Origin of the sequence: Haloarcula sp. K1, assembly GCF_001647155.1 — an archaeon.
Lineage (GTDB): Archaea > Halobacteriota > Halobacteria > Halobacteriales > Haloarculaceae > Haloarcula > Haloarcula hispanica.
Window position 1 is genome coordinate 864185 of record NZ_LRHL01000043.1, and the last position, 18406, is coordinate 882590.

General features: G+C 64.6%; 17 protein-coding genes. 9 read left to right on the plus strand and 8 right to left on the minus strand.

Annotated elements, in window-relative coordinates; translation table 11 throughout:
* Positions 1-54: 54 nt before the first annotated feature.
* Genes AV929_RS22835 through tenA form a run of 4 tightly spaced genes read right to left on the minus strand, consistent with a single transcriptional unit; the run spans position 55 to position 3109 of the window.
* Positions 55-183 carry a hypothetical protein gene (locus AV929_RS22835; RefSeq protein WP_014040999.1) on the minus strand — a complete coding sequence of 43 codons (129 nt, stop codon included), beginning with the start codon at positions 181-183 and terminating at the stop codon, positions 55-57.
* Positions 180-1688: a sodium:solute symporter family protein gene (locus AV929_RS17855; protein WP_064288893.1), complete on the minus strand. Its 1509-nt coding sequence runs from the start codon at positions 1686-1688 to the stop codon at positions 180-182. Before AV929_RS17855 ends, AV929_RS22835 begins: the two co-directional genes overlap by 4 nt.
* A complete protein-coding gene (locus AV929_RS17860) occupies positions 1689-2453 on the minus strand; it encodes a TenA family protein (protein ID WP_044951964.1) in 765 nt (254 codons plus the stop codon).
* Positions 2450-3109, minus strand: coding sequence for a thiaminase II (gene tenA, locus AV929_RS17865; protein WP_064288894.1), 660 nt, complete (start codon positions 3107-3109; stop codon positions 2450-2452). Before tenA ends, AV929_RS17860 begins: the two co-directional genes overlap by 4 nt.
* A 196-nt stretch (positions 3110-3305) precedes the next feature.
* Between tenA and AV929_RS17870 the strand changes: the two genes are divergently transcribed.
* The gene (locus AV929_RS17870; protein ID WP_064288895.1) at positions 3306-4229 is read left to right on the plus strand and encodes a thiamine-phosphate synthase family protein; all 924 of its coding nucleotides are present in this window, start codon (positions 3306-3308) and stop codon (positions 4227-4229) included.
* A 21-nt stretch (positions 4230-4250) separates the two neighbouring features.
* On the opposite strand, the gene AV929_RS17875 is transcribed toward AV929_RS17870, so the two are convergent.
* The gene (locus tag AV929_RS17875; RefSeq protein WP_014040994.1) at positions 4251-5222 is read right to left on the minus strand and encodes a C-terminal binding protein; all 972 of its coding nucleotides are present in this window, start codon (positions 5220-5222) and stop codon (positions 4251-4253) included.
* 159 nt (positions 5223-5381) lie between these two features.
* Here AV929_RS17875 and AV929_RS17880 point away from each other — a divergent pair, with 159 nt between their 5' ends.
* Both AV929_RS17880 and AV929_RS17885 read left to right on the plus strand, forming a co-directional pair.
* On the plus strand, positions 5382-6785 hold the full coding sequence (locus AV929_RS17880; RefSeq protein WP_064288896.1) for a short-chain fatty acid transporter: 1404 nt from the start codon (positions 5382-5384) through the stop codon (positions 6783-6785).
* 78 nt (positions 6786-6863) lie between these two features.
* Positions 6864-8213: an MFS transporter gene (locus AV929_RS17885; RefSeq protein ID WP_014040992.1), complete on the plus strand. Its 1350-nt coding sequence runs from the start codon at positions 6864-6866 to the stop codon at positions 8211-8213.
* Between the two features lie 13 nt (positions 8214-8226).
* Here the strand turns inward: AV929_RS17885 and AV929_RS22840 are convergent, their stop codons facing one another.
* Positions 8227-8355 carry a hypothetical protein gene (locus AV929_RS22840; RefSeq protein WP_255355537.1) on the minus strand — a complete coding sequence of 43 codons (129 nt, stop codon included), beginning with the start codon at positions 8353-8355 and terminating at the stop codon, positions 8227-8229.
* Between the two features lie 146 nt (positions 8356-8501).
* Between AV929_RS22840 and truD the strand changes: the two genes are divergently transcribed.
* The 4 genes from truD to AV929_RS17905 all read left to right on the plus strand — a co-directional run bounded on the left by truD (position 8502) and on the right by AV929_RS17905 (position 12305).
* Complete coding sequence (gene truD, locus AV929_RS17890) at positions 8502-9884, plus strand: tRNA pseudouridine(13) synthase TruD (protein ID WP_064288897.1); 1383 nt, start codon at positions 8502-8504, stop codon at positions 9882-9884.
* 70 nt (positions 9885-9954) lie between these two features.
* Positions 9955-10650, plus strand: coding sequence for a phosphoribosyltransferase (locus AV929_RS17895; protein WP_014040990.1), 696 nt, complete (start codon positions 9955-9957; stop codon positions 10648-10650).
* Between the two features lie 398 nt (positions 10651-11048).
* On the plus strand, positions 11049-11711 hold the full coding sequence (locus AV929_RS17900; RefSeq protein ID WP_014040988.1) for a hypothetical protein: 663 nt from the start codon (positions 11049-11051) through the stop codon (positions 11709-11711).
* 333 nt (positions 11712-12044) lie between these two features.
* Positions 12045-12305 carry a hypothetical protein gene (locus tag AV929_RS17905; RefSeq protein WP_014040987.1) on the plus strand — a complete coding sequence of 87 codons (261 nt, stop codon included), beginning with the start codon at positions 12045-12047 and terminating at the stop codon, positions 12303-12305.
* A 284-nt stretch (positions 12306-12589) separates the two neighbouring features.
* Here the strand turns inward: AV929_RS17905 and AV929_RS17910 are convergent, their stop codons facing one another.
* Both AV929_RS17910 and AV929_RS17915 read right to left on the minus strand, forming a co-directional pair.
* On the minus strand, positions 12590-14842 hold the full coding sequence (locus tag AV929_RS17910; protein ID WP_008312566.1) for an NADP-dependent malic enzyme: 2253 nt from the start codon (positions 14840-14842) through the stop codon (positions 12590-12592).
* Between the two features lie 171 nt (positions 14843-15013).
* Positions 15014-16927 (minus strand): methyl-accepting chemotaxis protein, encoded by a 1914-nt coding sequence (locus AV929_RS17915; RefSeq protein ID WP_064288898.1) that lies wholly within the window; start codon positions 16925-16927, stop codon positions 15014-15016.
* Between the two features lie 128 nt (positions 16928-17055).
* Here AV929_RS17915 and AV929_RS17920 point away from each other — a divergent pair, with 128 nt between their 5' ends.
* Complete coding sequence (locus AV929_RS17920; RefSeq protein WP_014040985.1) at positions 17056-17544, plus strand: COX15/CtaA family protein; 489 nt, start codon at positions 17056-17058, stop codon at positions 17542-17544.
* Between the two features lie 64 nt (positions 17545-17608).
* Positions 17609-18406 (plus strand): basic amino acid ABC transporter substrate-binding protein, encoded by a 798-nt coding sequence (locus tag AV929_RS17925; protein ID WP_050007031.1) that lies wholly within the window; start codon positions 17609-17611, stop codon positions 18404-18406.

Below are 18406 nucleotides of genomic sequence, written 5' to 3' on the forward strand. Positions count from 1 at the left end.
TATGTGTCTTGTTACCACGAAACGCCGTATATCCGGACTCTCACGGTCGCCGGACTACTCGGTCAGGACCAGCCAGCCGACGGCGAGAAAGACAGCGAGCACCAGCAGAATCGACCCCCAGGCCAGCACCGCGAACGCCGTCGACCCGAGTGCGGCGAGGGGGAGGACGGCTGGTAGCGTCATTGCTCGGACCCCCCGTCGGCCACCGGATCGTCAAGCGCACGGACCTCCCGGCCGAGGCTTTCGAGGTCGGCGTCGGCCCCGCCGAGAAGCGTCGCAACCACGGTGAGGGCGGCCGAGACGAGCGTCGCGCCAGCGAAGGCAATGAGGAACGACGGCGCTGGCAGCATACTCCCGACGCCTGGCACGGCGGCGACGAGGCCACGGAGCGACGGGAAGTAGGCGAACCCGACAAGTAGCCCCGCAATGCCGGAGACTAACGCACCCGGCCCGGTGAGCCGCTCAGTGTAGAGACCGGCGAGGAAGGGCACGAAGACGCCAGCCGCCAGCAGGTCGGCAGTCAGGAACAACTGGAGGACGCTGTACCCCTGCGCACCGATGAACATCGCGGCGAGCGCGACGGCGACCGTCAGCCCGCGCCCGCCCAGCCACAGGGTCCGCTGGTCGGGATCGTCGAGCAACCGGGCGAGGTCGGCCGTAACGACGCTGGCGATAGCGTTGAACATCGTATCGGCGGAACTCATCACCAGCAATACGGCGAGGACAACGATGGCGAGGGTCACCCACGTCGGGAACGCCTCCGCCACCACGAGGAAGAAGGCGATACTGGCGGAACCGGATTCCGTGAGGCCCAGCCCCGCGGCGGCGATGCCGAACAGGCCGGCGAGCAGGAGCATCGGCACGACGACGACGGCGGCGATGCCCATTCCGCGACGGAGAGCGCCCTCGCCGTCGGCGGCGTACACCCGCTGCCAGACGCCCTGATTCAGCATATTCGCGCCCAGAAGCGCGAAGGCGACGTACAGCCCGAACTTCAGGCCGGGACCGAACGTCGGGTCGAGCAGCGCCGGGTCGGCCGACACCACTGTCGCGTGGAACTCGCTCGTGCCACCAAGCGAGAGGAGTGCGCCGCCGAAGCCGACGGCTAGCAGTGGGAGGATGACCAGCGTCTGGACGGTGTCGGTGACGATGCTGGCGAGCAGCCCACCGTAGGTCGTGTAGACGAGGACGAAGCCGCCGATGAGCAGCGAGGTCTGCCAGAGCGGCACATCTGCGACGAGCGCGAGCGCGCCGGCGATTCCGGTCATCTCCGCGGCGAGGAAGATGAACATGTAAAACACCGAGACGAGCAAGACGAGCAGGTACATCCCGGAGCCAAAGCGAGCGTAGGCGAACTCCGTCAGCGAGTGGCCTGCGGGCATCACCTCGCGGATGCGAGCCCCGACCGGAATAAAGAGGACGAGCGGAATCGCGCTGCCGATGGCGTAGCCCAGCACGGCGGGAAGCCCACCGAAGGCAGCCCCCGCCTCGGCCGGACTTAGCAGAATCCAGACGCCCATCATCGACGCGATGACCGTCGCAGCGAGGGTCCCACTACCGGCCGAGTCACGGGCCGAGATGTACGTCTCCACCGAGTCGATTCGGCCGCGGGCGGCGAAGAGGCCGATGCCGGTGAACACGAGAACGGTCGCCGCGGTCAGACCGAGAACGATAGCTGAGGATACCATCTACGGGCTCACCTCGTGGTCGGGCGTCTCAGCGGTTTCCTCGTAGGCCGTCTCGAAGAACTGCTGTTCAAGCGTGACCGTGCGGTCGAACAGCGACGCGACGCGGGCCTCCCGGCGGGGCGAAAGCGTCGGCCCGACGGCGTCGAGTTCGCCCCGGAGCCAGTCGACGAACGCGACGAAGGAGTCGACGGCGTGGAGATCGACCCACTCGGCGAAGTAGAACGGCAGTCCCATCCCGGAGCTGGGGAGGCCGTCGCTGTCCGGGTCGCCGTGGGCCGCGGCGGCCGCCGTCGCCCACGACTCGTATATCCACTCTGCCGGGACGAGGACGGCCAGCGTCTCGGCGTAGCCCCCCTCTCGGGCGGCACGAGCGAGCAGGTCGATGAACGCCCTCGTCGCCGGCGTCTGCTCGGGGTCTTGCCAGCGCGAATCTTCGACGCCGAGTGCGGCAAAGGAGCGCTCGAAGTAGTCGTCTTCCTCGTCGGTCACGGTATCGAGGAACTCCACAAACTGGCGTTTGGCGGCCATATCGGGGGCCTGCCCGACCGCGTGGCCGAACGTCCCGACGAGTTCGTCGACGAACGCGTAGTCCTGTACCAGATACTCGGCGAACGCGTCTTCGTCGAGCGTGCCGGCCCCGAGTTCCTCGACAAACCGGTGTTCGACGGCGGCGTCCCAGTCCGGTTGACTCTGCTCCCGGAGCCAGTCGGTGAATCGGGGGTCTGTGACGCGGTCGGCGTACGCCGAGTACGTCTCGCCAGTCATAGCTCCCACCCCTCCTGCGTGTAGGCCATCTCCCAGAACCGGTGTTCGAGTTTCGCGCTCGTGCGAAATGCCGCTTCCATGGCGTCGTGCTGGCCGGGATAGCGCTCGCCACAGCGGTCGACGTACGCCCGACACCAGCCCGTCGCCTCGCGGAAGTCGTCGCTGGTGTACATCTCGATAAAGGGCGTGTACCGGTGCTCGCCGTCGGCCAGGTCGGCCATGTGTTCGGCCACGTCGAGGTACCCCTGCATACAGGGGTACAGCGCGGCGGCGATCTCCGCCTCGTGGCCCTCATAGGCCGTTCGGACGAGGAAGTTCGTGTACGCCAGACAGGTCGGAGCTTTCTCGGTAGACTCCAACTCACGACGCGAGATGCCGTAGTCCGACGCGAACTCCCGGTGGAGGTCCATCTCGGTGTCGAGCACCTGATGGGCGACCCCGAGCAGGTGCGTCATCGTCGATTCGTCGTTTGCCGTCGCGCCGGCGAGCGCGAACAGCCGCGCGTAGTCCTGCAGGTACCGGTAGTCCTGTTTCACCCAGTGCTCGAACGCCGCTTCGTCGAGTGTCCCGTCGGCCAGTTCGCGGACGAACGGGTGGTCCTTCTGTGCGTCCCAGATGTCTTCGCCGATGTCGAGCAGGTGGTCGCTGAACGCCATTGGTGGCCAACACAACAACCTCCGACGTATTATATCCTGCTAATACAACCAAGTTGTAACAAGGTAATCCGTGACGCACACGGCGAACTCCGAGTACGAGCGGGCCCCTCCGGCTGTCTGCTTCCAGAACGCCGCAGTCGACCAGCAGCTTTCGTAGTCCAAACTGCTAAACGAACTACGGCCCTCACTTCTGGCAATGACACTGCAGTTGCCGAGCGAAATCGTGGTCGAGCGATTCCTCCCGACGGCCCGGGCGATGCTCGCCACGAGACTCGACGAGAAGGGGTGGACCCAGCAGGAGATCGCCGACCAGCTCGGAGTGACACAGGCCGCAGTAAGCAAGTACGGCAGCGGCTCGGTCACCGTAGAAGAGCGGTTTCGAGAGGACGCCCGGATGCAACAGACTATCGAGCGGATCGCCGACGGACTGGCCGCGGGCGAGATGGACGAGTTCGCGGTGCTTGGCGAACTGCTCGCCCTGGTACGGGAGTTCGAGGATAGGGGGCCCATCTGTGCAGTCCACGAGGAGGAGATGCCGGCGCTACAGGGGATGGGCTGTGACCTCTGTGTTCGGGGAACAGATACCGCCGTGAAAGCGGAACGGGCCGTGCTGTCGTCGGTCCGGCGAGCCACGCGACTGCTGGCGGACAGCGCCGTCGTCGTCGACGCCATCCCGAACGTGGGGATGAACGTCGGCATGGCGCTGCCGGACGCCGGGGACGCCCTCGACGTGGCGGCGGTCCCCGGCCGGATTCACGATCTGCGGGGGCGGGTCAACGTCCCGTCGAACCCCGAGTTCGGCGCGTCGGAACACGTCGCGGGGACGATACTGGCGGCGATGGCCGTCGACCCCTCGCGCCGGGCGGCGCTCAATCTGAGCACTGACGAGGCGGTCCTCGACGCCGCCCACGAGCAGGGCATCGAGCTGCTGGAGTTCGACGCCGGCTACGAGGACCGGGACGAGCGGCTCGAAGCCGCCTTCCGCGAACGCGGCGGCGTCCCCCGTGTCATCTACCACAGCGGCGCGTTCGGCATCGAACCGATAACCTACGTCTTCGGCGAGTCGGCGGTCGAGGCGGCCGAACTTGCGGTCGAACTCCTCGCCGACGCCGACACATAACCGTCTCGGCCGCCGAGACCGTCAGAACCAGCCGGTCTCGGGGTCGACGGGGTTCTCCGGCTCCTCGCCCCGCAGTACCCGGATGACGTCTTCGGCCACGGTCTGTGTCAGTTCGACCCGGGACGCTTCGGAGTACCACGCGACGTGGGGGCTACAGACGACGCTGTCGAGGTCGTGCAGCGGCGAGTCACCGGGCGGTTCCGCCTCGCGAACGTCCAGTCCGGCCCCGCCGAGGTCGCCGCCGGCGAGCGCGTCGTACAGCGCCGTCTCGTCGACGAGCCCGCCCCTGGCCGTGTTTACGAGCAGCGCGTCGTCGCGCATCTGGTCGAGCGCGTCCGCGTCGATCATCCCCCGAGTCTCGTCGGTCAGCGGCGCGTGCAGCGAGACGATGTCGGAATCGGCCAGCAGCGTCCCGAACGTGACCGACTCGACGCCGAGGTCGCCCATCCGGTACTCGGGAACGTACGGGTCGTAGGCGACGACGTCCACGTCGAACCCCCGGAGCTTCGCGGCGAACCGGCTGGCGAGCTTGCCGAAGGCAACGAGGCCAACGGTGCTGCCGGCGAGGCGACGGACCGGCTGCCCGACCGACCACTCCCACTCGCCGCGCTTGACCGAGCGGTCGAACGTGGGTATCTTCCGCAGGCAGGCGAGTACGAGCGCGAACGTGTGGGTCGACACCTCTTCGACAGAGTACTCTGGGACGTTGACGACCGCCACGCCGGCCTCGACTGCCGCCTGGACGTCGATGTTGTCCACGCCGATGCCGGCCCGGCCCACCACTTTGAGCGAGTCGGCGGCGTCGATGACCTCGGCCGTGACCTGCGTGCCGGCGTCGACGATTAACGCGTCGGCGTCTTTCACTGCGCGTGCGACTGCCGCCGGCTCTTTCGCCGTTATCGTTTCGACAGTCGCGTCGACCGCGTTCAGCACCGCCGCCCGTGTCTCCCCGTCCATCACTTTGGTGTCAGAGACGACGACTTTGTATGACATACTCTGACTTGCTTCGGACCCGAGATAAAATCATCTGTCAGGATCGGTCCGGTCGTCGGAATCGCGTCACAGGACTGTGGCTGCACAGCGGTGACTAGCGGAGAACTGACAGAATAGCAGCAAACTTTTATGATATATTCGCGAGGAGGTGGCAACAGTATGTCGGCTGGTAACACAGATGAAAATTCCCTCGAACGTATCGGCTATCGACTCTCCGCGTGGGTGGAACGGTGGATGCCCAGTCCGTTCCTGTTCGCGCTCATCCTCAGCTACGTCGTGTTTCTGGCCGGCGTCGGCCTCACCGGGTCCGGCCCTGTCGAGATGGTCGGGTTCTGGTACGATGGCTTCTGGGCCTTCCTGACGTTCTCGATGCAGATGGTCCTCATCCTGATGACGGGCTTCGTCGTGGCGTACCATCCGCGTGTCAACGCCGGTATCCGCCGGCTGACGGAGCTTCCCAACACCGGGAAACAGGCAGTCGTTCTCGTCGGCCTGCTGACGATGCTGCTTGGCTGGGTTCACTGGGGACTGAGCCTCATCCTCGGCGCGATCTTCGCCCGGGAGATGGGCAAGACCGCCCACGAGAACGACATCGACGTTCACTATCCGGTCCTCTGCGTGGCCGGCTATCTCGGCCTCGGCCTCACCTGGCACTGGGGGCTGTCCGGGTCCGCACCGCTCCTCCTCGCAACCGAGGGCAACGAGTTCATCCAGCAGGGCGTCATCGACGTTGTCGTCTCCGCCTCGGAGACCATCTTCCACCCCTACGGCCTCATTCTGACCGGGCTCTCGATAGCCTACGCCCTCGTCGTCCTCTACGTCATCACGCCGACCGGCGACCAGGCACGGGGCATCACGCACTACATCCCCGAAGACGACCTGTTCGAGTCCGCAAGCGACGGCGGCGTGGAAGCGACTGCGACATCCAAGCAGGTCCCGGCCGAGCGCATCAACCACAGCCGCGTTCTCGGTGGGATTATCGGCCTGACCGGCATCGCGCTGGTCGCCTCGCAGTTCGTTCAGTCCGGCATCGACGCGCTCGGACTGAACATCGTCAATTTCGGCTTCCTGACGATTGGGATCTTCATCTACATGGACCCACAGACCTATCGGGAGAAGTTCGGCGAGGCGGCGACCGCCGCGTCGGGCATCGTCTTGCTCTTTCCGTTCTTCGCCGGCATCCAGGGGATGATGGCCACCTCCGGGCTGGCGCAGTTGATGGCCAACGCGCTCATCTCGGTCTCGTCGCCACAGACGTTCCCGGTCATCGCCTGGCTCACCGGCGCGACGGTCAACATCTTCGCTCCCTCCGGCGGCGGCGAGTGGATCATCCTCGGGCCGCCGATTCTCGAAGCCGCCCAGAACCTCGGCGTCCCGGTTGGCCAGGCGACGATGGCCTACGCCGTCGGCGACGCCCACACGAACCTCCTGAACCCCTTCTGGGCGCTGCCGCTGCTCGCCATCACCCGCATCAAGGCCCGGGAGATGTTCGGCTACGCTATCGCGATGATGCTCGCGCTCACGCCGTTCCTGGCGGTCGTGCTGTTCGTCTTGCCGTACTGAGCAGGGACCCGGCGGGACAGCCGAGGCTGATTGCCTCTTCTTCGAGCGTTAAGTTGTTAGAGAAACTGCACTCCGATAATGGCAACCGAGACGGGAGCCGAGGAGGACGTGGACCTGCTCGACTCCTTCCGGCAGTTCTTCGCGCTGGAGCGGGACGTGCTCGTGCTGTCGCTGTCCATGCTGGCGTTCAGCCTCGCGTTCCAGATGACCAGCCGTTACATCCCCGAGTACATGCGGCTGTTGGGGGCCAGCGCCGGCGTCATCGGCCTGTACGGGAGCGTCGGGAACCTCATCAGCGCGGTGTATCCCTATCCGGGCGGCGCGGTGTCGGACCGCATCGGCTCGCGGCTGGCACTGACTGCCTTCGCGACGCTGGCGACGGTCGGCTTCGGTATCTGGTATCTCGCTTCGGTCGTCGGCGACATCACGCTCGGCGCGACGACGCTGCCGGCGTGGACGCTCGTGTTCGTCGGGCTCTTTCTCGCACAGGCCTGGAAGTCCTTCGGGCTGGGTGCGACCTTCGCCATCGTCAAACAGAGCGTCCCGTCACAGCGGCTTGCGATGGGGTTTGCCAGTACGGAGATGTTCCGCCGCATCGGCTTCTTGCTCGGGCCCCTCGCTGCCGCGGCGCTGCTCGCGACGACGGCAACCTTCGTCGATGGGTTCCAGCGCGTGCTACTGGTCGCGCTGGCCTGTGGTCTCGTCGCCACCGTTGCACAGCACTTCCTCTACGACGCCAGCGAGGACACGCTCGGAAAGTCCTTCGAGGGCATCGACCAGATACTCGCCGACCTGCGGACGATGCCGGCGACACTCCGCCCCCTTCTGGTCGCCGATACGTTCGTCCGCTTCGCCAACGGTATGGTGTACGTGTTTTTCGTCATCGTGGTCACGGAATTTCTCTCGGTGGGGTTCACCGGCTTTGGCGTGGAGCTACGGCCCGACGCCTTCTTCGGCGTCCTGCTCGGCGTCGAGATGGTCGTCGCCATCATCTCGATGGCTCCCGTCGCAAAGCTCACCGAGTGGGCCGGCCTCAAGCCCGCCGTCGCGCTGGGCTTTCTCGTCTACGCCGTGTTCCCGCTCTTGCTCATCTTCGCGCCGGGCAACCAGTGGGTGCTGGTGCTCCTGTTCGCGTTCTCCGGCCTGCGCTTTGCCGGCCTGCCCGCCCACAAGGCGCTCATCGTCGGCCCGGCAGAACAGGACGCTGGCGGCCGCGTCACCGGGACGTACTACCTGCTTCGGAACACGCTGGTCATCCCGAGCGCCGCGCTCGGCGGCTGGCTCTACGGGAGCGAGTGGGCAGTGCCCGTTGGCGATGTCGTCATACAGGCCGGTCCGGAACTGGCCTTCGGCGTCGCTACGGTCGTCGGCCTCGTCGGCGTCGTCTACTTCGCTATCTTCGGCCGGGAGTTCGAGGCCTACAGATAATCGCCGTGCCGGCCTACCACTCGTCGCGCGGCGGGAACTCCTCGCCACAGCGTGGACAGTACCGCATCGGCGCGCGGGACTCCTGACCGTCCCTGTCGAACGTTATCTCTCGTCCGCAACTCTCGCATGCTAGCTTTGGCATCGTGGTGCTCTCCGGTCGCCCGCATAGCCACGACCTGTAAACAGCTAGATTGTGTGTCGTGATAACACTAGGTGCGAGGAACGGCGTAAAACGAGGGTGCGTCCGCAAACGCCAGCCCTAAGCGCTGACCCGCAAACAGCCACACAATGCAAGCGGCCCACCCAATCGAGCGAGCGGTCGGTATGGAGTACTACGTCAGCGACGCCGACGGGGTGGGCGGCCACCTCCGCGCTTCCCCTGCGGACTTCCGGGTTCGGGAACTGGAGGCGTTCGGCACTGAACCGGTCGACGCCGACACCGGGGCGTACCCGCATCTCGTCTTCCGGGCGGAGCTTCGTAACTGGGAGACTAACGACTTCGCCAGCAAACTCTCCGACCGGCTGGGCATCTCCCGCGAACGGGTGTCGTGGGCGGGAACGAAAGACAAGCGCGCGGTCACGACCCAGTTGTTCTCGGTAAAGGGAGTCGCAGCCGAGGACCTGCCGGAGATCGGCGGCACGGATATCGAGGTCATCGGCCGCGCCGGCCGCCCGATTCTCTTCGGCGACCTGGCGGGCAACGCCTTCGAGATTGTCGTTCGTGACACCGAGAACACCGACAACGCCGCCAGCGTGGTGGCCGACCTGCAGGCGTTCGCCAGCGGAGAGGACCCGACGGGGGACAGGGCCCGGTCCAGCGACGCCACGCTGCCAGACGGCGACACGACGGTCGGCGTCCCCAACTACTTCGGCCAGCAGCGGTTCGGGTCTCGCCGGCCGGTCACCCACGAGGTCGGGCTGGCCATCGCCCGCGGCGAGTGGAAGAACGCAGTCCTCGCCTACGTCGGAAACCCGGATGAGCGCGAACCGGAGTCGACGCAGGAGGCGCGAGCATACGTCGACGAAACCCACGACTGGGCCGGCGCGCTGGACAGGCTGCCCGGCGCGCTGGGCTACGAGCGCTCCATCTGTCACCGGCTGGTCGAGAACGGAGCCAGCGAGCCGGCGGACTTCCGCGAGGCGCTGGAGGCGCTGCCGTCGAACCTCCAGTCGCTGTTCGTCAACGCCGCCCAGTCCTACGTCTTCAACCGCATCCTTTCCGAGCGGCTGGACCGCGGGCTCCCCTTCGACCGGCCCGTGGAAGGCGACATAGTCTGTTTCCGTGACAGCGACGCACCCGAGGCCTTCCCGATTCCGGACGCCGACCGCACACAGCAGGTCACGGAAAAGCGGCTGTCGACCGTCGAGCGCCACTGCGAGCGCGGGAGAGCGTTTGTCACCGCGCCGCTGGTCGGGACCGATACCGAGCTGGGCAGTGGCGAACCGGGCGATATCGCCCGTGAAGTCCTCGACGACGTGGGCCTCGAACAGGGCGACTTCGACCTTCCCGGCGCGTTCGACAGCGACGGGACGCGGCGGGCCATCCTGCTCCGAACGGACCTCGGTGTCGAGCGCGACGACGCCGACCTGACGTTCTCGTTCTCGCTGCCAAAGGGGAGCTACGCGACAGTCCTCCTCCGGGAGTTCCGGAAGGGCGACCCCGACACGTAGCGGTTCAACCGTGCTCGGCAACTGATGCGGAATATGCAACGGTTAAGTCCGGCCACACACGCCATCTCGTATGGGCGAGCTACCGGACGAGTTCTCGTGTACCATCACCGACTGGGAATACATCTACGGCCTCTGTCGAGACGTGGCTGACGACGTGAAGGCCGCCGAGTTCGAACCCGATGTGGTCGTCGCGCTGGCACGGGGCGGCTGGTTCGGCGGGCGCTGTCTCTGTGACTTCCTCGGGCTGGACGACCTGGCGAGCCTGAAAGTCGAACACTATGTCGGGACCGCGGCGAAAGGCGAGGAGGCGCAGGTGAAATACCCGCTGGCCGACGGCGCGGTCGAGGGGAAGGACGTGCTGGTCGTCGACGACATCGCCGACACTGGCCAGTCCATCGAAACGGCCGCCGAGTGCGTGCGCGACCGAAACCCGAGCAGCGTCCGGACAGCGACGCTCCAGTTGCTCCAGACCAGCGACCACGAGCCGGAGTTCGTCGGCGAGCGCCTTGAGGAGTGGACCTGGGTCGTCTACCCCTGGAACTTCGTCGAGGACATGGTCGAACTCGTCGCAGGCGTGATGGAAAAGAGCGACCAGCAGACCCATAACGAAGACGACATCCGTCAGCTACTGCGGGAGTACCACGGCGTCAGCCGCACGAATTTAGAGATCGCACAGCCGAATCGACTGGGCGAGGTCACGACCGAGATGGAGCGGCGCGGCGTCGTCGAATCGGTTGGCGACGGCTGGCAACTCACCGACGACTGAACCGGGCCACAAAGTGGCCCAACAGGTATCGCTCAGATCCGCTAGTCTCGTCGCTCACCATCGCTAGGCCCAGTACGCGCCTCCGCTAGCCAGGATAAAAATACGGTTAGCGACGCGTGCGACCGTCGTCCCGGACGTACTCTAACGCGCTGACGAACTGCTCTTTGTCGACCCGGCCTTCTGCCTCTTCGAGTCGCTCACGAATTTTCGTCGGAGTCATGTGTGTTGGTAACATGGAACTGTGTAGATATAACTCTTTCTCACCAGCTAACAGATTCGACACGGGGTGCGGGTCTGAAGTAGAGAGTAGCCCGTCCAGTAAGCCGTCAAACCGCTGTACTGAGACGAGAAGTCTGTCGAGGGAATATATTTAATACCCTGCTTACCCAACGGAAACTATGGCCGCTTACGGCCGGCCGTCACTTCGAGACCTGTTCGATGAATCACCGACGCCGCACATCGCGCATCCGCCGCGGAGTCACCATCGAGACTTCTACGTTGCCACAGACGGGTCGTTCAGGCCCCACGGCGGCACGACATCGCCCGACAGCGATTCGGACAGCCCGACAGGCGGGCTGGGTGTCGTCGTCGAAACGCTCGACGGTGAGCGCGTCGTCAGGCTGTCTGTCCCAGACACCTGCCCCGACAACAACGTCGCGGAGTACCGGGCGCTCCATCTGGGGCTCGACGTGCTTGCGAGACGGGCCCCGCCCAACGCCCGCGTCGGCCTGCTCATCGACCACGACCAGCTCGCCGAGAACGTGAACGCGGAGGTGCTGGCCTCCCATGGCTCCGCTTACGACCCGCCACACTCCGTGTCGGTCCCGCCGGCAACGGGACTGCACTGGCGCGGAATCCAGGCACGTATCAACGGGTTCGGCGAGGTCCGTGCCGCACGGATCTCCGGCGACCGTAACCCCGCTCATCCGCTGGCGAACGCACCCGACCAGTACGCTCACGTCAACGGCGAGCCGGACCGATGTGTCCTCCCTGACGCGCCGACGGTAAACGAACGCGTCCCGCCGCCATCACGCGCGGAGCGTGGCGGCGCATCTGACTGACGGAGCGCACCGGCACCCCTGCCGGCCACGGTATCCCATTCTCTCACGCCGCTGCCGACAGTAGCACGTAGCCGTACCAGCCCTTCGACCGGCACACAGCTGTCGTACCTGAAATATCACATACGACCGCGATTCTGTGGATAAATCTGACCACAGCCAGAAAACATCGTAACTGGTGGTTCCGAGGCTCTCTGTCAGTCACGTTTCACAGAAGATAATCGCTATAAGTTATGTAGATAGTTGGAACCATTCTAGCGTACGTTTGGGGAACGTCACACAGACCAAATTTTATATATTAGAAATGAGATAGTATGCAGTGGGAGGTGAGCAACGTTGAGTACCAGAACTGACGGACCGGACGGTTTCAGCGGACAGTACGTCGAGCAGCTGTTGCCGCGTCAGTCGCCGACGCGGCACGACCTCGTTCTCGCCGTCATCCCCGCGGTGTTCGTCCTCACACTCGTCGCCGCGGTCGTTCTGGGCCTCTCGATGCAGGTAGCGATCGCTGGCGCATCAGTTGTCGGTGCTGTGGCGGTCATTGACGCACTCTTCGTCCACCCACCGACCCGCGGCCGACGGCGAGGCGATACGTGACATCGCGTTCCGGCGACAGGCCTGAACGCTACGTTTTTTGATGGATGATTCCGACCTAGCTCGAAAAAAGCAGTCGCTAGTCGCTACTCCTGCTGTGCGTCGACGACAGCGACGCCCGCGAGGTTCACGATGTCGCTACCACCTTTTTCAGCTCGGGTGTGCTCGCAGCACTCGCACACCACTCCTCGAAAAACGTGGTTCTCGTGAGCGGAGCGAACGAGGGCTCGAAAGACGAGGGCAGCGAGTCTTTCGGCGGCGAAAAACGCTCGCCACGCTCGCGTCTGTTACTCCTGTTGAGCGTCGACGACGGCGACGCCCGCGAGGTTCACGATATCCTTGACCTCGTCGCCGCGCTGGAGGACGTGGACCGGCTTGTCCATGCCGACGAGCATCGGCCCGATGGCCTCAGCGCCGCCCAGTCGCTGGAGGAGCTTGTAGCCGATGTTCCCGGCTTCGAGGTTGGGGAACACGAGGACGTTCGCGGGGTCGTCGAGTTCGGAGAACTCGTAGGTGTCTTGCAGGATGTCCTCGACGACGGCGGTATCGGCCTGCATCTCTCCGTCGACCGGGAAGTCCACGCGGTCGTCGTCCTGCAGGCGCGAGACCGCCCGGCGGATCTTCTTCGTCCCGGGGTTGTCGACGCTCCCGAAGTTCGAGTACGACAGCATCGCCGCTCGCGGTTCGACGTTGAACCGACGGGCCAGTTCCCCGGTGTGACGGGTGACCTCCTCCAGCACGTCCGTGTCGGGGTCCTGATTGACCGTGGTGTCCGCACAGAAGATGACGCGGTTCTTGAACGTCAGCATGTACACACCGGCCGCGTAGTCGGCGTCGTCGGCCGTCCCGATGACCTGCAGCGGCGGGCGCAGGGCCGAGGGGTAGTGGTGGGTAAGCCCGGTCAGCATCGCGTCGGCGTCACCCATCTCGACCATCACGCTGCCGAGGTAGTTCCCGTCCCGAATGAGTTCGTCGGCTTCGCGGCGGGTGATGCCTTTCCGCCGGCGGAGTTCGTACAGTCGGTCGGCGTAGTCTGCCACGTCGGCTGTCTCGGGGTCGACGACGACGGGGTCGAACTCCAGGCCGAACTTCCGGCGCGTGGACTCGATGCGGTCGGCGTCACCGATGAGGACCGGCTCGGCGATTCCTTGTTCGACCAGCTGGTAGGCCGCGCGGATCATCTTCTCGTCGTGGCCCTCGGCGAGCACGACCCGCTGGGGGTCGCTCTTGGCCTTGTTGAGCACGACGCGCATCATCTCGCGGGACTTGCCCAGCCGCGCTTCGAGCTCTTCGACGTAGGCCTCCGTATCGATATTCGTCCGTGCCGCGCCGCTCTCGATGGCGGCCTCGGCGACGGCGGGGGTCACCTCGAACAGGACCCGCGGGTCCAGCGGTTTCGGGATGATGTAGTCCGGGCCGAACTGCAGGGGTTGGTCGCCGTAGGCCTTGACGACCTCGTCGGGCACGTCCTGCTTGGCGAGGTCGGCCAGTGCGCGGGCCGCTGCGACTTTCATCTCCTCGTTGATTTCGGTCGCCCGCACGTCGAGCGCGCCGCGGAAGATGAACGGGAACCCGAGGACGTTGTTGACTTGATTCGGGTAGTCCGAACGGCCGGTCGCCATAATGACCGTGTCGTCGCGGGCGGCCTTGGCCGACTCGTAGCCGATCTCCGGGTCCGGGTTCGCCATCGCGAAGATGATGGGGTCGCTGGCCATCGACCGCACCATCTCTTGGTCGACGATGCCGCCGACGGAGAGCCCGACGAACACGTCGGCCCCGTCCATCGCGTCGGCGAGGTCGCCCTCGGGGATGTCGCGGGCGAACTCCTGTTTGAATCGGTTGAGTTCCTCGTGGGTCGCTCGTTCCTCGGTGATGATGCCCGAGGAGTCACACATCGTGATGTTGTCCTTCGAGACGCCAAGCGAGACGTAGAACTTCGCCGAGGCGATAGCGGAGGCTCCGGCCCCGGAGAAGACGACCTCCAGCTCCTCCAGGTCCTTGTCGGCGATGTCGGCCGCGTTGACCAGCGCCGCGCCGGAGATGATCGCGGTCCCGTGTTGGTCATCGTGGAACACCGGGATGTCGAGTTTCTCGCTGAGTCGGCGCTCGACCTCGAAACACTCCGGGGCGGCGATATCTTCGAGGTTGATGCCGCCGAAGGTCGGCTCCATCGCCTCCACCGTCTGTATCATCGCCTCGGCGTTGTCCGTGTCCAGCTCCACGTCGAACACGTCGATGTCAGCGAACCGCTTGAACAGCACGCCCTTCCCCTCCATGACCGGCTTCCCGGCTTCCGGACCGATGTCGCCGAGGCCGAGCACGGCGGACCCGTCGGAGACGACGCCCACGAGGTTCCCCTTCGCGGTGTACTCGAAGGCCTTCTCGGGATCTTTGTCGATCTCCTCACACGGTGCGGCCACGCCGGGCGAGTACGCCAGCGAGAGGTCTCGCTGTGTGTTCGTCGGCTTCGTCGTCGCAATCTCTATCTTCCCCGGCGGCTTGCTCCGGTGGTACTCCAGTGCATCCTCGTCAAGTCCCATATCCGGATGTCGAACCCTACTGTAAAAAAGACAAGTTTACCGTCAACGGACGAGCGGTACAACGACGGTTGTCGAATGTCGGCTTGTTGCAGCGGTTTTTGCCCCGGTCGTGTCCCATCAATTGGAAAACAGCCGCCGCCGGGGACCCGCCCGATGGACCGGCCGCGGACCTCAGTTCGTGTTGGTGAGTTCGCCGACCCGGTCGGTCAGTTCGGTGACCGCCTCTTCCTGTCGGTCGGTCGCTTTGACGATCTCTTTCGTCGCCGTTTCGGCCTCCTGAGCGTGGTTCTGTGCGTCTTCGACCATCGAAGTCACGTTCTCGATAGCGCTCGCCTGATCGTCGTTGGCGTCGGCGACCTCCTGGATGCCTCGCGTCGCTTCCTCGACGGCGTCGGAAATCTCGTCCAGCGCATCCAGGGCGTCCGCGATCTCGGATTCCGCGTGCTCGACCTGCTCGTGTGACGTCTCGACCATTTCGGCTGTCTCGGACGCCTGGTCCTGAATCGTGGTGATACTCGTCGATATCTCGGACGCGTACTCGCTCGTCTCGTTAGCGAGCGTCTTCACCTCGTCAGCCACGACAGCGAACCCGCTCCCGCTTTCGCCGGCTCTGGCCGCCTCGATGTTGGCGTTCAGGGCGAGCATATTCGTCTGCTCCGCCACGTCGGCGATTATCTCGACGATCTCACTCACTTCGTCCATCTGGTCGTCGAGGTCTGTGACGGTGTCCACGAGGTCTTCGCTCGTCTCGGCGAGCCCGTCGGTAACGTCCATGACAGCTTCGCCGGCGTCTGACCCGTCTTCCGCGGCCGCCTTCGCACGCTGTGCTGCCGACGCCACTTCGCTAGACGTCGCGGCGACCTCTTCCATCCCAGCCCCGATATCCTGGATGTTGTCGGCCGCCTGGGTAAGGGAGTCGGTCTGTTCGGTAACCCGGCTTTCAACGGCCTCTGCGGACGAATTCGCCTGCTCGATAGTGGTCGCAAGTTGTTGCGCCTGTGCGTCCACCTGGTCCGCCAACTGCTCGACCTGTTCGGCCATATCGTTGAGCGAGCCGACGACTTCGTACAACTGGTCGTCGACGTACTCGCCGCCGTCGGTCCGGTCGAACGACGCCCGGGCGTCGAGGCGGCCGTTCTTGAGCGCGGCCATGGTCGATTTGATCTCATCGACCAGACTCGTCACGGCCTCGTGGCGGTTGGCCTCGTCAGTCCGGTCCTGGACCATTTCGACGACTGCGATGAGTTCGCCGTCGTCGTCGTAAATCGGGGCAGCGCTAAAGGAGATGTGGCGTTCGTTCCCGTGCTGGTCGGCCATCACGCTTGTGTCGCGGTACAGCGTGAACTCCTCGTCCTCGACCTTCGGCACGTCGTACTCCGTATGGGTGGTCTCCGGGGCGTCGAGAACCTTGTCGGCGAGGGTCTTCCCGCGTCGGCCGTCCGGATAGAACGCCATGCTCGCCATCTCCATCTCCTTTGCTTCGGCCTCGGAGACGCCGGTGAGGTTTTCGATCGAACGGTTCCAGCTGAGGATATCACCGTTCGTATCCAGAATAAAGAGCGGTGTCCCGATGTGATGCAACACGCTGTGGTAGTCGAGTCCCGTGCCGGAGCCACTGTCCGCCACAGAGTCGGTGAACGCATCGACACCGGCCTGTGAGACAGACTGTGTCGTTTCCAGCCTTTCTTGGAGCTCCGCCTCGACGGAGTCGATAGCGGCCTGTGCATCCGGGCCGAGTTCGTCCCGAAGCTGCTCGAACGCGCCTTCGACGAGCGAGTCGGTGACGAAGCCCTGGGCCGCAATGAACTCACTCTGGCTGATTCCGGCGGTTTCGTATTCGTCGATCAGCGCTCGGAGTTCGTCAGGTTCGAGTTCGAACTGCCGCTCGACGTGTTGGGTCCCGATAGCGGCCTTATCGGAGTCGTCGAAGCGGTCGTTGAGGCGTGGCGAGTCCGGGTCGATGGCGTCGGCCAGAAAGCGGGTCTGCCCGTCACTCGCGACGAGGCCTCCGTCCGCCCGTCGGGCCGCAGCGTCCGAAGAACGGGACCCCTGGCCGTAGATGTAGGTGCGGATCTGTTCGAACATAAGGTAGCTATGTTACATTCCAGAACACCTGTAGATAAAGATGACTCCGAGAATATCAGTAAAGATAATGGTGCTCGCTGGCAAGGCGCGAAAAGAGAGCATAAGTACGTGCAACCGAAGATATAGGTATGACCACCCGTTTCCGCCGACTGGTGGCGACGACGACGGTGCTGACGTTCGCACTCATCCTGCTTGGCGTGTACACCGGGGCTATCGGCGCCGGGCTGACCTGTGAGGCACGCTGGCCGTTCTGTGACGGCTGGATGGGTCTGTTCCCCGCAAACTGGGCGAGTTTCGTCGAGTGGTTCCACCGTTTAGTCGCGATGATCACCGGCTTCGGTATTCTCGGTTCGACAATCGCCGCGTGGCGCGGTGAGTACAGCCGGCGGATCAAGCTCGCAACAGGCGTCGCCACGGTCGTGCTCCCGGTGCAGGTCCTCCTCGGCGCGAACACCATCTTCAACTTCGGTGCCACGGCGCAGGTCCTCCACCACGGGGCTGCACAACTCATCTTCGGCGCGATGGTCGCGGCGACGGCGTGGGCCTACACCGATACGGCGGAGTCGCCGTCGGTGCAATCAGCCGACAGCCAGCACACGGCACGCGCAGACGATTGAACACGAGTACCACCCCCGTGGTTAACACGTAAGATATATTCCGGTCTGTCGTGTGGTGGGGATTATGTCAGACGACGGCCTTTCACGACGCCAGTATCTCTCCACGGTCGGTGGAACTGCAGTGACCGTATCGCTCGCCGGCTGTTTCGGCGGCGGCGGTGGCGGTGATGACGGCACTACCGAAATCACTGCCGGAACTGCACCGGGCTTCCCCCCGTTCGAGATGAAGCAGGACGGCGAACTCGTCGGGTTCGACATTGACCTGCTTGAAGCGGTCGTCGACGAGACCGACTACACCCTGGCCGGCTGGGAAGAGTTCGAGTTCAAGTCCCTGATTCCTGCGCTGACCAACGAGAACATCGACGTGGTCGCCGCAGGGATGACTATCAATGACGAGCGCGACGAGACCATCGACTTCACCGACCCGTACTACAGTTCCAATCAGGCAATCGTCGTCCGTGAAGACGGCGACTTCTCGCCGGAGTCTCTGTCGGACCTCTCCGGACGCCCCATCGGCGCACAGAAGGGGACAACTGGCGAGAGCACGGTCCAGTCAGAGCTCATCGAACCGGGGAACCTCGACGAGTCGAACTACAACTCCTACGGCAACTACGTGTTGGCTGTCGAGGACCTCCAAAACGGCAACATCGACGCCGTCGTCATCGACGAGCCGGTCGCACAGACATTCGCCGCCCAGCGCCCGGTCACCATCGCCTTCACCTACGAGACGGGCGAGAACTTCGGCTTCGGCGTCCGCGATGGCGACGACGAGTTCACGCAGGCACTCAACGACGGCCTGTCCACCGTCAGGGATGGCAGCACCTACCAGGACCTGACGAACAAGTGGTTCGGCCAGCAGTAA